This is a genomic window from Acidovorax sp. LjRoot129 (assembly GCF_964253765.1).
Classification (GTDB): Bacteria; Pseudomonadota; Gammaproteobacteria; order Burkholderiales; family Burkholderiaceae_C; genus Acidovorax.
The window spans coordinates 4,455,481-4,469,476 of record NZ_CAXUSE020000001.1 but is presented as its reverse complement, the minus strand read 5'-3'; the positions used below and the strand labels follow the sequence as shown (position 1 = coordinate 4,469,476).

General features: G+C 61.1%; 18 protein-coding genes. 15 read left to right on the top strand and 3 right to left on the bottom strand.

All coding sequences use genetic code 11. The annotated features are described in order from the left end of the window. Positions 1–95: 95 nt before the first annotated feature. Together ACSQ3Q_RS20495 and ACSQ3Q_RS20490 are read left to right on the top strand one after the other, a co-directional pair. Complete coding sequence (locus ACSQ3Q_RS20495; RefSeq protein ID WP_436136167.1) at positions 96–632, top strand: pyridoxamine 5'-phosphate oxidase family protein; 537 nt, start codon at positions 96–98, stop codon at positions 630–632. Continuing rightward, a complete protein-coding gene (locus ACSQ3Q_RS20490) occupies positions 629–1,504 on the top strand; it encodes a YihY/virulence factor BrkB family protein (protein ID WP_436136166.1) in 876 nt (291 codons plus the stop codon). Before ACSQ3Q_RS20495 ends, ACSQ3Q_RS20490 begins: the two co-directional genes overlap by 4 nt. Here the strand turns inward: ACSQ3Q_RS20490 and ACSQ3Q_RS20485 are convergent. Both ACSQ3Q_RS20485 and ACSQ3Q_RS20480 read right to left on the bottom strand, forming a co-directional pair. Continuing rightward, on the bottom strand, positions 1,493–1,738 hold the full coding sequence (locus ACSQ3Q_RS20485) for a hypothetical protein (protein ID WP_436136165.1): 246 nt from the start codon (positions 1,736–1,738) through the stop codon (positions 1,493–1,495). The two genes, ACSQ3Q_RS20490 and ACSQ3Q_RS20485, sit on opposite strands and share 12 nt — an antisense overlap. A 113-nt stretch (positions 1,739–1,851) precedes the next feature. Then, entirely contained in the window at positions 1,852–2,097 is a 246-nt protein-coding gene (locus ACSQ3Q_RS20480) for a hypothetical protein (protein WP_436136164.1), read from the bottom strand. 170 nt (positions 2,098–2,267) lie between these two features. Between ACSQ3Q_RS20480 and ACSQ3Q_RS20475 the strand changes: the two genes are divergently transcribed. Next, positions 2,268–2,747, top strand: coding sequence for a guanylate cyclase (locus ACSQ3Q_RS20475; RefSeq protein WP_436136163.1), 480 nt, complete (start codon positions 2,268–2,270; stop codon positions 2,745–2,747). A gap of 75 nt (positions 2,748–2,822) precedes the next feature. Here the strand turns inward: ACSQ3Q_RS20475 and ACSQ3Q_RS20470 are convergent, their stop codons facing one another. After that, positions 2,823–3,725, bottom strand: coding sequence for a LysR family transcriptional regulator (locus tag ACSQ3Q_RS20470; RefSeq protein ID WP_436136162.1), 903 nt, complete (start codon positions 3,723–3,725; stop codon positions 2,823–2,825). A 109-nt stretch (positions 3,726–3,834) separates the two neighbouring features. Between ACSQ3Q_RS20470 and ACSQ3Q_RS20465 the strand changes: the two genes are divergently transcribed. Genes ACSQ3Q_RS20465 through maiA form a run of 12 tightly spaced genes read left to right on the top strand, consistent with a single transcriptional unit; the run spans position 3,835 to position 13,993 of the window. After that, positions 3,835–4,827 (top strand): 2Fe-2S iron-sulfur cluster-binding protein, encoded by a 993-nt coding sequence (locus tag ACSQ3Q_RS20465; RefSeq protein WP_436136161.1) that lies wholly within the window; start codon positions 3,835–3,837, stop codon positions 4,825–4,827. A gap of 15 nt (positions 4,828–4,842) precedes the next feature. Next, positions 4,843–5,889, top strand: coding sequence for a gentisate 1,2-dioxygenase (gene gtdA, locus ACSQ3Q_RS20460; RefSeq protein WP_436136160.1), 1,047 nt, complete (start codon positions 4,843–4,845; stop codon positions 5,887–5,889). Between the two features lie 19 nt (positions 5,890–5,908). Then, a complete protein-coding gene (locus ACSQ3Q_RS20455) occupies positions 5,909–6,601 on the top strand; it encodes a fumarylacetoacetate hydrolase family protein (RefSeq protein ID WP_436136159.1) in 693 nt (230 codons plus the stop codon). A 27-nt stretch (positions 6,602–6,628) separates the two neighbouring features. After that, a complete protein-coding gene (locus ACSQ3Q_RS20450) occupies positions 6,629–7,894 on the top strand; it encodes an aromatic ring-hydroxylating dioxygenase subunit alpha (protein WP_436136158.1) in 1,266 nt (421 codons plus the stop codon). 1 nt (position 7,895) lies between these two features. Then, positions 7,896–8,366 (top strand): aromatic-ring-hydroxylating dioxygenase subunit beta, encoded by a 471-nt coding sequence (locus ACSQ3Q_RS20445; protein WP_436136157.1) that lies wholly within the window; start codon positions 7,896–7,898, stop codon positions 8,364–8,366. Between the two features lie 11 nt (positions 8,367–8,377). Then, positions 8,378–8,695 carry a non-heme iron oxygenase ferredoxin subunit gene (locus ACSQ3Q_RS20440; protein WP_436136156.1) on the top strand — a complete coding sequence of 106 codons (318 nt, stop codon included), beginning with the start codon at positions 8,378–8,380 and terminating at the stop codon, positions 8,693–8,695. Positions 8,696–8,745: 50 nt separating this feature from the next. Next, positions 8,746–9,915, top strand: coding sequence for an ABC transporter substrate-binding protein (locus ACSQ3Q_RS20435; RefSeq protein ID WP_436136155.1), 1,170 nt, complete (start codon positions 8,746–8,748; stop codon positions 9,913–9,915). Between the two features lie 3 nt (positions 9,916–9,918). Next, positions 9,919–10,839 (top strand): branched-chain amino acid ABC transporter permease, encoded by a 921-nt coding sequence (locus ACSQ3Q_RS20430; protein WP_436136154.1) that lies wholly within the window; start codon positions 9,919–9,921, stop codon positions 10,837–10,839. A gap of 3 nt (positions 10,840–10,842) precedes the next feature. Next, complete coding sequence (locus ACSQ3Q_RS20425; protein ID WP_436136153.1) at positions 10,843–11,865, top strand: branched-chain amino acid ABC transporter permease; 1,023 nt, start codon at positions 10,843–10,845, stop codon at positions 11,863–11,865. Beyond that, on the top strand, positions 11,865–12,614 hold the full coding sequence (locus tag ACSQ3Q_RS20420) for an ABC transporter ATP-binding protein (RefSeq protein WP_436136152.1): 750 nt from the start codon (positions 11,865–11,867) through the stop codon (positions 12,612–12,614). The genes ACSQ3Q_RS20425 and ACSQ3Q_RS20420 overlap by 1 nt, the downstream gene beginning before the upstream one ends. Positions 12,615–12,627: 13 nt before the next feature. After that, complete coding sequence (locus ACSQ3Q_RS20415; RefSeq protein WP_436136151.1) at positions 12,628–13,341, top strand: ABC transporter ATP-binding protein; 714 nt, start codon at positions 12,628–12,630, stop codon at positions 13,339–13,341. 1 nt (position 13,342) lies between these two features. Next, positions 13,343–13,993: a maleylacetoacetate isomerase gene (maiA, locus tag ACSQ3Q_RS20410; RefSeq protein WP_436136150.1), complete on the top strand. Its 651-nt coding sequence runs from the start codon at positions 13,343–13,345 to the stop codon at positions 13,991–13,993. Positions 13,994–13,996: the final 3 nt, after the last annotated feature.

The following is a 13,996-nucleotide window of genomic DNA, read 5'->3' as shown; positions in this document are numbered from 1 at the left end:
GCGCGAGAGCGCAAAGTCAATGGCCCGGCTCCTACAGTGCCTGCCAGACGAAACATGCTCAATCGGGGTCTTCCAATTCACTAGCGGAGATTGCCATGGATTCGATCAACCGGAACCAGCCCGAGGACACGCACAAACACCTGAGCGGAGCAGAAGCCACGGAGCGCATCCGAGAAATGGCCGAGGACGCCAAGTCGTGCTTCTTCTGCACCAACGCCCCCCAGAGCGAAACCCGTGGAACCCGGCCGATGGGCGTGGAGAAGGTGGACGAGGCAGGTCACCTGTGGTTCTTGAGTGCTTCCGATAGTCATAAGAACCGTGAAGTCGAAGCCGATCCCCAGGTGCGGATCTTCATGCAGAGCTCCAAGCATTCGGGCTTTCTGGTGTTGGACGGCATGGCAACGATTCACCGCGACCGGGCTCTGATCGACGAGCTCTGGGACCCGATCATGAAAACCTGGTTTACCGACGGGAAGGATGATCCGCGCATCACGGTGATTGAAGTCGCGCCCGTGTCGGGCTACTACTGGGACACCAAACATGGCAGCCTGGTAGCCGCAACAAAAATGGTAATCGGCGCTGCCATTGGGGAGACGCTGGACGACTCGGTGGAAGGGCAGCTGCGTCCATGATTCAAAGGCTGCGCCGCTTGGGGCGCGCCATTGCGGACCTTCCGGTGGTAGGGGTGCTGGCACTGGCAGTGCGCAATTACATCCTTCACCAGAGCGCCAACCAGGCGGGCAGCCTGGCGTTCTCTGCCGTGCTGGCGATGTTTCCGCTGCTGCTGCTTTTATCGGCTGCGGCGGGCTTCGTGGGCCAACCCGGCGACGCAGCCGCACTGGCCGAGCGGGTGCTGGGCTATGCGCCGCAGCTTGTGCGGGATGTGATGCAACCCGTAGTGCATCAAGTGCTCGCTCAGCGCAACGAAGCACTTCTCACCGTGGGACTGGCCATCACGTTGTGGACCAGTTCCTCTGGCATGCAGGCGGTACGTTCGGCGCTGAATCGCTCTTACGGCATCGATAGAGGTCTGCCATTTTGGAAGGCACGCATCAAATCCACGTTGTTCACGGTGGTGGTGGGCTCAGGGCTGCTGCTCGTCTTCAGCTCCGTGATCGTCATGCCGCGCATCTGGCAGTTCGTAGTCACCAACGTGGCTGCCGACGGTGAAGAAGTGATCTGGCTTTACGACGGTGTGCGGTACGGAGCAGCCTACCTCACGCTAGTGGTGCTGTATGCGTTGCTCTATGGCTGGTTGCCCGATATTTCACAGCGCGTCAGCACGGTACTCCCTGGTGCGTTAATGGGTGCGGGCCTGTGGGTGGCCGCCGCGGCGGCGCTGTCGTACACGCTCCGCACAGCGGGTAAGTTGGCCCTGATTTATGGGAGCTTTGCGGGGGTGGTCGGCACACTCGTGCTCCTCTACGTGAGCGCCACCACGCTGATTTATGGCGCAGAGATCAATGCCGTGCTGCGGGAGAAGAAATCCCCGTCAAACATCTGAGGCGACCCTGGCTCGCTGGTCGGGGCGACTCAACAAACTGTCCACCATCAGTTTGAGCAATGCACCTCGCAGAAGATCATCGGTGTCAACCACGGAAGTGATAAACCCTCGCTGAATCCGAATGGCGCGACCCTTGAAGTTCAAATCAAAATCTTGAAGGTGACGGACCAGCAACTGGACTTGGTCGATATCTCGGTCAGACGCTGCTTTCGAGATGGTGACGGTGATGCTCATGTAGAAACTATTGAACTGCACACATGCCGAGGATGTACCAGCGTGCACCGAAACAGCGTCAGTGTTTCCTACAGGCGTCGCTGCAATAGGTACGAGAGCCGGTGCGGAAAAATTCAGAGGGCACCCATGACCGAGTCTGGATCGCCCTCCAGGGCCTGGGTAACCAACATCCGGAGCAATTCCTCCTGCATCTGGTCTTCGGAGCCTTCAATCACAACGGTGTCTCCGTCTCCCAACACGGTCTCCATCTGAACTGCGCTGAAGTTGGCATCCGTGTTGCACAAAAGACGGGCAAGCGAGACGACGCGCGCCATAGCGTCGCTGGGAGTTGAGTGCGGAACGATGATGCGAAGAGGCATGGATCGGAGGCTTTGCGTAGCGGTATCGGGTGTCGTTGCTGCTTGATCAGCACCCCACTGAAATCGCTGCTCGTGTATCGGTGGCGGACTCGATCAGGGAGGCAAATTTAGCGACTCTCACAAGGGAGCATCGATTGTAGACTGGGGGTTATTCGTCCCAGGTTGCCTTCATGAGTGCCTTCAATTCCGTTTCAGATGTCATCCAGCGCTACCTTGCAGTGTTGGAAGCGGAAGGCCCTGCCGGCCTTCAATTCTTGAATGAGCGTGTGCCGCACAGGTATTCAGCGGTCTATCGGCTGGAAGGTGGCACGCTCCGCAACGAGTTTGTCTTTGACAAGCTCGGGCAGCTGACTCCGGAATTCCTGCAGGTTGTGCCCCTTGGGGACAGTTTTTGCCAATTCGTGTTGCGCGAAGGCATCTTCCAAACCACCAACACGTCAATCGATGCCCGACTCTTGGGCCACAAGTACCAGGGGGTTGTCGGCTCCTACCATGGCCTTCCACTGGTGGACAATTTCGGCGAGCTGTACGGCACGATTTGTCACTTTGACATTGATGCGCACGATCTAAGCGACCACGAATTCGCAGTCCTGAAGCAGGCGGCAAAGGTGCTGCCGCGCTACCTCGGGCGCACTCGCACCGCGAGCTAGTGGACGGCTCTGAGTCGACGCACTCGGGGCAGTGAAATCGCAGGCGCAAGCGGCCCCGTCCAGGTCTGCACGCGCCTACCCAGAAAATTCATCAAACATCAGCGTGCGCAACCACTGATTGGCCGGGTCCTTGTGAAGCCTCGCGTGCCAGAAGAGGCTGATGGCCGTCACGGGCAACTTCACAGGGTGGGCCACATACGCGAGGCCAAAAGGCTTCGCCATCCGTTCTGCAAATCGCTCCGGCACCGTGGCCACGAGGTCCGTCGCCTGAAGGATGTGCCCGACGGCGACGAAGTGCGGCACCACCAGCCTGACCTTGCGCTCGACGCCGTTGCGCTTGAGCATTTCATCGATCTGCGCGTGCCCTGTCCCGGTAGAGATCACGCCCACGTGCTCCGCTTTGGAGAACTCGTCCCGCGAGATCTTTCGTTTGTCGAGTTTGTGGCCTTTGCGGAACATGCAGACGTAGCGCTGCGAAAACAGCCGCCGCTGAAAGTAACCGCCTTTGAGCTGCGGTAGCAGGCCAATGGCCAGGTCGATGCGGCCACTCTCCATCTCGTCCTTCAGATTGACCGCGGCGTTGCGCACGGTGGTGATGGATACGCGCGGCGCCAGTTTGTCGAGCAGCTCCATCAGTGCTGGCAAGAAAAAGATCTCTCCGACGTCGGACATGCCGATCCTGAATGAGCGCTCGCTGACCATCGGATCGAATACGTTCCGTTGATTGATCGCGCCATGGATCATCCCCAGGGCGTACGAGACCGGTTCAGCCAGCTGGTCCGCAAACGCTGTGCGCTCCATGCCGCGGGCCGTGCGCACAAACAGCTCGTCGCCGAACAGCTTGCGCAGCCGTGCCAATGAATTGCTCACCGCTGGCTGGGTGATGCCGAGCTTGTCTGCGGCCGCGGTCACGCTCCGCTCGTTGAGCATCTGATTGAAAACAATCAGCAAATTCAGGTCAATGTCGCCCAGTTCCATGGCTCACCTCTATTCACATCAGTGATGGTGCGTATCGATTTGATTCTATTGTGTGATTGTTGTGGCGGCGGAATGATGCGCTCAATCTTGCAAGCCACCGCCCGCTCCCATGGAAATCCACATCCGTCCTTTGAACCGCAGCATCAGCGTGCAATCGGGCGCCAATCTCCTGGAAGCACTGAGAGACCACCAGGTGCCGATGTCTTACAGCTGCATGGCGGGACGCTGTGGAACCTGCCGCTGCAAGGTGGTGGAGGGCACGGTGCTGGCGGGCAGTGCCGACTCATTTCAGCCGGGTGGAAGTGGCGACCCGTATGTGCTGGCCTGTCAAACCTTCGTGACCGAGCCTTGCACCATCGAAATTCCGGAGCCAGACGAAATCGTGGTCCATCCGGCCCGGGCCATCAAGGCATCGGTGGTGGCCATCGAGGATGTGACCCACGACATCAAGCGCTTGCGGCTCAAGCCGGCCAAGCCGCTTGAATTTTCGCCAGGCCAATACGCCCACCTCCAGTTCTCGCCAGAACACATCCGGCCCTACTCCATGGCCGGGTTGTGTGGCGATGGCGAGATGGAGTTCCACGTCCGATTGGTCCCGCAAGGCCGGGTCACGGGCTTCATCGCGAGCACCCTGAAGGTGGGTGACGCAGTGCGGGTCAGTGGCCCGCTGGGCTCGGCCTACCTGCGCCGCAAGCATGCAGGGCCAATGCTTTGCGTGGCAGGCGGCACGGGCCTGGCCCCGATCCTGTCGATCGTCCGCGGTGCCCTGGCAGAGGGCATGGGCAATCCCATCCACCTCTACTTTGGCGTGAGGTCACCGCGCGACGTCTACGGCCTTGAATGGCTGCAAGACCTGAAGCGCGACTACGTCGATCTGCACGTTCACGTGGTGGTTGCGAGCAGCAACGGGCAGGTGCAAAAGGGCCACCGCACCGGCTTGGTCACCGAGGCCATCGACGCCGATTGGGGCGCTCTCAAGGATTGGCGCGCCTACCTGTGTGGTGCCCCGCCGATGGTGGAGGCGGCCTCGCTTCTCGTGAAGCGAAAGGGCATCGCCGCCGAGCAAATTTATGCCGACGCCTTCTATTCCAGCGGCACCTGACAAGGAGACAAAAACGTGAACAGACCCGACATTGCGCCCGAGGTCGCGGCGGCGCGGCGCAACTTCTATGACCGGATTGGTGCGCAGAGCATGACCCCGCTGTGGGAGGTTCTTGGCGCGCTGGTGCCCCCGTTCCCCCACAGCCCGGTGGCTCCGGCAATCTGGCACTACGCGGACGTGCGTGAGCGTGTCGCCGAGGCGGGCGAACTCATCACCGCGGCAGAGGCCGAGCGCCGCGTGCTCATCCTCGAGAACCCCGCATTGCGAGGTCAGTCGTGCATCACGCAGTCGCTCTACGCAGGATTGCAGCTCATCCTTCCGGGCGAAGTTGCACCTTCCCATAGGCACGCGCAATCGGCTTTGCGGCTCGTCCTGGACGGGGAGGGGGCCTACACAGCGGTAGACGGCGAGCGGGTCACGATGTCGCGAGGCGACTTCATCATCACGCCCGCTTGGACGTGGCACGACCACGGCAACCTCGGCAATCAACCCGTTGTCTGGCTGGACGGCCTGGACATTCCGCTGGTTCGCTTCCTGGACGCGGGCTTTTCCGAGAAGAGCCCCGAGGAGTCGCAGCGCACGGTCAGGCCTGAAGGCGATGCCTTGGCCCGCTACGGCTCGAACATGCTGCCCATCGACTACGAGCCAACGCAGAGTGCTCCGACAAAAGTCTTTGTCTATCCGTTCGCGCAGACGCGCAGCGCCTTGCTAGCGATTTCACACGGCGTCCCGGACGCCCACCTGGGCTTCAAGCAGAAGTTCGTCAACCCAGCCACAGGCGGCTCGCCCATGCCCACCATCGGCGCGTTCACACAGCGCTTGCCGGCAGGTTTTGAAACCCGGCCCTATCGAAGCACAGACGGCACGGTCTACGTGTGCCTGGAAGGTGCAGGCGAGGCCGAAATCGGTGACCAGCTCTATCGCTTTGAAGAGAACGATGTGTTCGTGGTTCCGCCGTGGCACACGCTGTGTCTGCGCGCGCGGCAAGACACCATTTTGTTCAGCTTTTCCGACCGTCCTGTGCAGCGGGCCCTGGGCCTGTGGCGCGACGAGCGGCTTTGATCCTCCGATGAGAAAAATCATGTCCTACGCCATTGTTCCCCCTCCCGTCCCTACGCTCACCGTTGCCGGCCGCGATGAGCGTTTTCCGGTCCATCGGATTTTCTGCGTCGGCCGCAACTACGCGGCACATGCCCGTGAGATGGGCAGGGACCCTGACCGCGAGCCGCCGTTCTTCTTCATGAAGCCTGCCAACGCCGCTGTGGACGCGACGCGCGTCCACAGCATTCCCTACCCGCCCAAAACCGGTAATTTCCACCACGAAATCGAGCTGGTGCTGGCCATCTCTCGCGGTGGCAGGAACATTCCTATCGAGTCCGCGCTGGACCACGTCTATGGCTATGCCGTGGGCCTGGACATGACACGCCGGGACTTGCAATTGGAAGCGCGCGACAAGGGTCGTCCCTGGGAGTTCGGGAAGTCATTCTCGAAGTCGGCACCGATCGGCGCAGTGCACCGCGCTGAAGACATCGGCCACATCCGCCAAGGCGCCATCTCCGTCACGGTCAATGGGCAGCCGCGCCAGACGTCGGACATCACCCAGCTCATTTGGTCGGTAGCCGAATGTGTTGCCTACCTCTCTGAATATGAGGAGCTGGAGCCGGGTGACTTGATCATGACCGGCACCCCAGCAGGCGTGAACTCCGTCGTTGCTGGCGATGTGATGCACGGGTCCATCGCGGGCCTGAGCGCCATCACGGTCGCCGTGTCCTGACATGCAACGCCCGCAGAGGAGACAACCATGACTCAGCCAACCGGCACCTTTCCCCAAGAGATCCGGTGGGAATCTGCAGGTACCAGCCGCGTACCGTTCCAGGTCTACACCGACGAATCCAACCATCGCAAGGAGCTGGAGCGCTTCTTCTATCGCAAGCACTGGTGCTATGTCGGCCTGGAGGCCGAGATCCCCAACGTTGGCGATTTCAAGCGCACGGTGGTCGGCGAGCGCTCGGTGATCATGGTGCGAGACGCTGAAGGTGGCATCAACGTGGTCGAGAACGTCTGTGCGCACCGCGGCATGCAGTTTTGCCGCGAACGCTCGGGCAATCGCAAGGAGCTGGTCTGCCCCTACCACCAGTGGAACTACACGCTCAAAGGGGATCTTCAAGGCGTGCCATTCCGCCGCGGCGTGAAGCAGGACGGCAAGGTCAACGGTGGCATGCCCGCCGACTTCAAGACCTCAGACCACAACCTCAACAAACTGAAAGTCGCCACACGCGGTGGTGTTGTGTTTGCCTCGTTCGACCCTGATGTCGAATCGCTCGAGGACTTCTTGGGGCCGGAGATCCTGGGGTACTTCGACCGCCTGTTCAATGGGCGCAAGCTGACCATCCTGGGCTACAACCGCCAGCGCATCCCCGGCAACTGGAAGTTGATGCAGGAAAACATCAAGGACCCTTATCACCCAGGCCTGCTGCACACCTGGTTTGTGACCTTCGGCCTTTGGCGGGCCGACAACAAGTCCGAGCTCAAGATGGATGCGCACCACCGCCATGCCGCCATGGTTTCCACACGGGGCCAGGCCGGAAAGGCGGACCAAGTGACCCAGGTTTCCAGCTTCAAGGAGAGCATGTCGCTGGAAGATCCGCGCTTCCTCGACATCGTGCCGGAGGACTGGTGGAAGGGTCCCACGGCCGTGATGATGACCGTGTTCCCCAGTGTCATCTTCCAGCAGCAGGTCAACAGCGTCTCGACGCGGCACATCCAGCCGTCCGGGAACGGGTCATTCGACTTCGTCTGGACGCACTTTGGCTTTGAGGACGACTCCGAAGCGATGACGCAACGGCGCCTGCGCCAAGCCAATCTTTTTGGTCCGGCGGGTTTCGTTTCTGCGGACGACGGCGAGGTCATCGAGTTCTCTCAACAGGGCTTTGAGCAAAAGCCGTTTCACCGTGCGCTGGCGGAGCTCGGTGGGCGCGAAGTCGAGAACACCGATCACATGGTGACCGAGACGCTCATCCGCGGCATGTACCGCTACTGGCGCGAGACCATGGAGGCGAGCGACTGACATGGACTTCCAAACCTACTACGACCTCCATCGGCTGTTTGCAGACTACGCCATCGCCGTGGACTCAGGGAACTGGGATCTCTGGCCCGACTTCTTCACCGACGACTGCAGCTATCGGCTGCAACCGCGTGAGAACCATGAACGGGGCTTCCCTCTTGCCACCTTGTCTTTTGAAAGCAAGGGCATGTTGCGCGACCGCGTCTACGGGATCAAGGAGACGCTGTTCCATGACCCCTACTACCAGCGGCACGTCATTTCCGCCCCGGTGGTGAGGAAGGAGGAGGGCCAGCGCATTCACTGCGAAGCGAACTACGCCGTCTTTCGAACGAAGCTTTCTCAAGAGTCCACGGTGTTCAACGTGGGCCGCTACATCGACGTCGTGGAACGAACCGCCGAGGGCATGAAGTTCGCATCCAAGCTGGTCGTGTACGACAGCGAAATGATCCCCAACTCCATCATCTATCCCATCTAGGAGCCACGGCAATGAATACCAACCAGTGGGTAGACGCAGCGGCTTTTGACGACGTGCCGCAGGACGACGTCATCGGTCTTTTTGTGAATGGTCACGACATCGCGCTTTACGGCGTCGGCGGCGAAGTTTTTGCTTCGGACAACCTTTGCACGCATGGCCATGCCCGACTTTGCGATGGCTTCCTGGAGGGGCATGAGATCGAGTGCCCGCTGCACCAGGGCAAGTTCGATGTCCGCAACGGACGCCCGATGTGTGACCCCGTCACCGACGCCATACGCACGTATCCCGTAAGGATCGAAGGCGGGCGCGTGTTTCTTTCTATCAAGTAGCAGGCGCAGAGCGTTTCAACATCCAAACAGAACACATTGAGAGACAAATCATGAGCTTCAAACACACCACGCTGGCTGCGGCCGCCACAGCCGCAATCAGCCTCGCTGGCACGGCCACGGCGGCGACCATCGGCCTGATGGCCCCCCTCTCCGGTCCGCAGGCGGCGGTCGGACAGGACCAGGTCGATGGCTTCATGCTGGCGCTGTCTCTGCTGGGCGGCAAGCTGGGTGGGCAGACGGTGACGGTCCTGACAGAGGACGACCAGCTCAAGCCCGACGTCGGCAGTCAGATTGCCCGCAAGTTCATTGACAAGGACAAGGTCGATGTCATCGTGGGACTGAGCTTCTCCAACGTCCTCATGGCCAGCTTGCCCCGGATTGTCGAAAGCGGGACGGTGGCCATTGCGACGAATGCCGGGCCGTCCCCGCTGGCGGGTGTGGGCTGCAAGCCGAATGTTTTTTCGGCGGCTTGGCAAAACGACGGCGCAGCGGAGGCCATGGGCAAGTTTGCGCAGGACAAGGGCTTGAAGAAGGTCTACCTGCTCGCGCCCAACTACCAGGCTGGCAAGGACATGCTCGCGGGGTTCAAGCGCTATTTCAAGGGCCAGATCGTTGACGAGACCTACACCCAGGTCAATCAGCCCGACTACTCCGCAGAAATCACGCAGCTCCAGGTGACGCAGCCCGACGCGGTGTTCGTGTTCTATCCCGGCGGCATGGGGGTCAACTTTGTCAAGCAGATGAGCCAGGCGGGCCTGCTGGGGAAGCTGCCGCTGTATTCGGTGTTTACCGTCGATGGCACAACGCTGCCATCGCTGCGCGATGCGGCCGTGGGCACCGTGAGCGGTGCGATGTGGGACGCGGCCCTGGACACGCCTGACAACCGCAGGTTTGTTGCAGCGTTCGAAGCCAAATATAAGCGCACGCCCAGCGAGTACGCCGCAACGGCGTTCGATGCCGCCCACATCATCGATGTGGCGTTCCGAAAGCAGGGCCAGAACCTGGCCGACCGCAAAGCCCTGGCCGCCGCGGTGAAGGCGGCTGGCAGTGAATTCAAGTCGGTCCGCGGGCCGTTCCGCTTCAACAACAACAACCTCCCCATCCAGAACTATTACGCCTTCGAGGCGGTCAAGGAGCAGGGCAAGGTCGTCATCAAGCAGGTTGGCACGCCGCTGCCCTTGCATGCCGACGCCTATCAAGCGCAGTGCGCCATGAAGTAAGCCATGGGCACCGCACTGCTACTTGCTCAGGTGCTCAACGGGCTGCAATACGGCGTGTTGCTGTTTTTGCTGGCCGCCGGCCTCACCCTGGTGTTCGGCATCATGAGCTTCGTCAACCTGGCGCACGGCTCGCTGTACATGCTGGGGGCGTATGCCGCAGCCACAGCGTTCCGGCTCACGGACTCGTTCAGCCTGTCATTGGTGGCCGCCGTGCTTGCCACCGGCGTGCTCGGCTTTGTGCTGGAGCGGGTGGCCGTGTCTCGTCTGTACCAGCGGGACCACCTGGACCACGTGCTGGCGACGTTCGGCCTGGTGCTGTTCTTCAACGAAGCCGCGCGTCTGATCTGGGGCCCCCAGCCTTACTTCATCCAGGTGCCTGAGGCGTTGGCCGGGACGATCAATCTCTTTGGGTTCAACTACCCGTCGTACCGGTTTGCCATCATCGCCGTGGGATTGCTGGTTGCTGTGGGCTCGTACTGGCTCATCAACAAGACGCGGCTGGGGATGTTGATACGGGCCGGTGCGGTGAATCCCAAGATGGTGGCGGCCCTTGGCGTGAACATCCAAATGCTCAACGGCGGGCTCTTTGCCCTGGGTGCCATGCTGGCCGGGCTGGCAGGCGCCATGGCGGCACCGATCCTGTCTGTCCAATCCGGCATGGGCGAGCCGGTGCTCATCACCACCCTGGTCGTCATCGTGATCGGGGGCGTGGGCTCGGTCAGCGGCGCCTTTTACGCGGCGCTGATCGTGGGTGTGATGGACACCCTGGGGCGCGCCTATCTGCCGATGTTTCTGCGCCAGGTGACCGAGCGGTCCTTCGCCGACGCTGCCGGCCCGGCCACCGCATCCATGCTCATCTACGTGCTGATGGCCGCGGTGCTCGCCTGGCGACCCCAAGGGCTTTTCCCTGCCAAGCGAGGCTAAGTCATGAAACTGCGAAATCTTCCCCGGGTCAGCACCTGGGTTCCCCTGGCCGTGTTCGCCCTGCTGGCCGTGGTGCCCTTCGTGGCGAACGCACTGGACCAGAGCTTCTACATTGCGTTCTTCGCACGCATCCTGATTTATGCCATCGCTGCAAGCGCCCTGAACCTGGTGCTGGGATACGGCGGGATGGTCAGCTTCGGCCATGCCCTGTTCTTCGGCCTCGGTGCTTACTGCGTGTCGCTACCGGCCTTCTACGGGATCAGCAGCGGGTGGGTTCATCTGGCGTTCTGCTTGGGGGTCTGCGCAGCCGTGGCGCTGGTCATCGGCGCCATCAGCCTCAGAACGTCGGGCATTGCCTTCATCATGATCACGCTGGCGTTTGCCCAGATGGGCTACTTCCTGGTCGTGAGCCTCAAACAATATGGTGGTGACGACGGCATGACCATCGCGCAGGCGAGCCGCTTCGGCCCACTGGACCTGGGTTCCCCCGAGCGAATCTACGCGGTTGCGTTTGGCGTGCTGGCCCTCACCACCTGGTGGCTTGCGCGCCTGAGAACTGCAACCTTCGGAATGGTGCTGCGCGGGGCGAAGACCAACGCCCGTCGCGTCAATGCCGTCGGGTTGCCCGTTCTTCGCTACCAACTGGCCGCCTATGTCATCTCGGGAATGGTGTGTGGGTTGGCAGGCATGCTGCTAGCCAATCTCAATGCGTTTTCGTCGCCCAGCACCTTGTCGTGGACGGTCTCGGGTGAGCTCATCGTGATGGTCGTGCTGGGAGGCATGGGCAGTGTCTTCGGCCCAGTCCTTGGCGCATTGGCCTTCCTGGGGGGAGAAGAAATTCTCAAAGCCTATACCGAGCACTGGATGGTGATTTTCGGCCCCCTGATCCTTCTCATGTCCCTGGCAGGAAAGAAAGGCATCGTGGGGCTGCTTCAGAAGCTGGACCATGGCAGGCCGCAGTCGCTGCAGGACGACGCCATAGCCACCGGCAGGGTGGAGCAGCGAATCCAGAAGGAGGTGGCGTAATGGGAGCGACCCTGCGTACAGAGGCGCTGACCAAGCGCTATGGCGGACTCCTGGTGACCGATTCGGTTTCGCTCGACGTCCGCGAGGGCGAGATCCACGCGCTGATCGGCCCCAACGGTGCAGGCAAGACCACACTCATCAACCAACTGTCGGGTGAACTGGCGCCTGCCAGCGGAAAGATATGGTTCTCCGGCAGCGACGTGACGTCTCTGCCCATTTATCAGCGCGCACGCAGGGGACTGCTGCGTTCCTACCAGATCACTTCGGTTTTTGATGAATTCACGGTGCTCGAAAACGCCGTGTTCGCCGCCATGGCCGCGAAAGGCCACGCGTTCAAATTCTGGCGCCCGATGGTGGCCAACCCGCGGGCCCGCGCTCCGGCTGAGGCGTCGTTGGCGTCATGCGGTCTGGAGCACCGGCTCCACACGCTGGCGGCCGACCTTGCGTATGGCGAGCGCCGCCAGCTGGAGCTAGCCATGAGCCTTGCGGCAGAGCCCCGGTTCTTGCTGCTGGATGAGCCCATGGCAGGCATGAGTGTCCAGGAGTCATCGGCCGTGATTGCCTTGCTGCAGCGGCTGAAAGGCCGCTACACCATTTTGTTGGTTGAACATGACATGGACGCGGTCTTCGCGCTGGCAGACCGCATCAGTGTGCTGGTCTACGGCAAGGTCATGTTCACGGGCAAGCCAGAAGAGATCCGCAACCACCCCCAGGTGCGCGCGGTCTACCTCGGCGAAGAAGAAATCTGAAGGGCGAAGCGACATGACCACTCTTCTTTCCGTCAAAGGCCTGCAGGCGTCCTACTGTCACGCCCAGGCGCTTTTTGACATCAGCTTCGAGGTGGAGGAGGGCGAGGTCATCACCTTGCTGGGGCGCAATGGAATGGGGCGCTCCACCACCATCAAATGCCTGTTCGGGATGATGCCGTCCAAGGCGGGGAGCATTGCCATCGAAGGCACCCGCACAGACGCCATGCCGTCCCATCGCATTGCGCGCCGCGGTCTGGCATTGGTGCCCGAAGGGCGACAGGTGTTTCCTAACCTCACCGTGGAAGAGAACCTGGTGGCAACAGCGCGCGATGACGAGCCCACCAAAGGAAGGCGCTGGACCTTGGAGCGTGCCTACGACCTCTTCCCCCGTCTCCGCGAACGCCAAAGCCATTTCGGGTCGCAACTGTCTGGCGGCGAGCAGCAGATGCTGGCCATTGGCCGTGCGTTGATGACCAACCCGCGCCTACTTGTGCTGGACGAAGCCACAGAGGGCCTGGCGCCAGTGATTCGGCAGGAGATATGGAACGCGCTGGCGCAACTCAAGCGTGACGGCCTGTCGCAGATCATTGTGGACAAGAACGTTCGATCACTCCTGCACCTGGCAGACCGGCACTACGTCCTCGAGAAAGGTTGCGTCGTCTGGAAAGGAGATTCGCAGCAGCTGCGGAGCCAGCCAGAGATCGTTCATCAATACCTGGGAATCTGACATGGACCGCGTCCTGCATACCTACTACCGAAGCTCGGCTTCTTATCGTGTCCGCATCGCCCTGAACCTCAAGGGGCTGGAGGCTCGGCATGTGCCAGTGCACTTGCTGAAGGACGGCGGAGAGCAATTTCAGCCAGCGTTCCGCGAGGTGAATCCGCAGGCGCTCGTGCCCGTGCTCACCGAGCCTGGCGTCCGCCTCAGCCAGTCGTTGGCGATCCTGGAATATCTGGACGAAAAGTATCCCGGTGTTCCGTTGCTTCCTGCGGATGCCGTGGAGCGAGCCCGGGTGCGCCAGATTGCTCTGGCCATCGCCTGCGACATCCATCCCATTAATAACCTGCGTGTTTTGAAGTACCTCACCGGTCCACTCGGGCTGAGCGAAGAAGCCAAAGCGGAATGGGTTCGCCATTGGGTTGCACTGGGCTTTGATGCGATTGAAAAGGAGCTCCAGAGTGCGGGGTGGAGGGACGGCTTCTGCGTGGGCGACATACCGACTCTGGCCGACTGTTGCCTGATCCCGCAGATCTTCAATGCAACGCGGTTTGGCGTGGGGATGTCGAAATATCCCATCCTGGCTGCGATTGACGAGAAGTGCCAGGCTCTACCGGCATTCCAGCTTGCGCACCCTTCAGTGCAGCCAGATTCGGTGTAACGA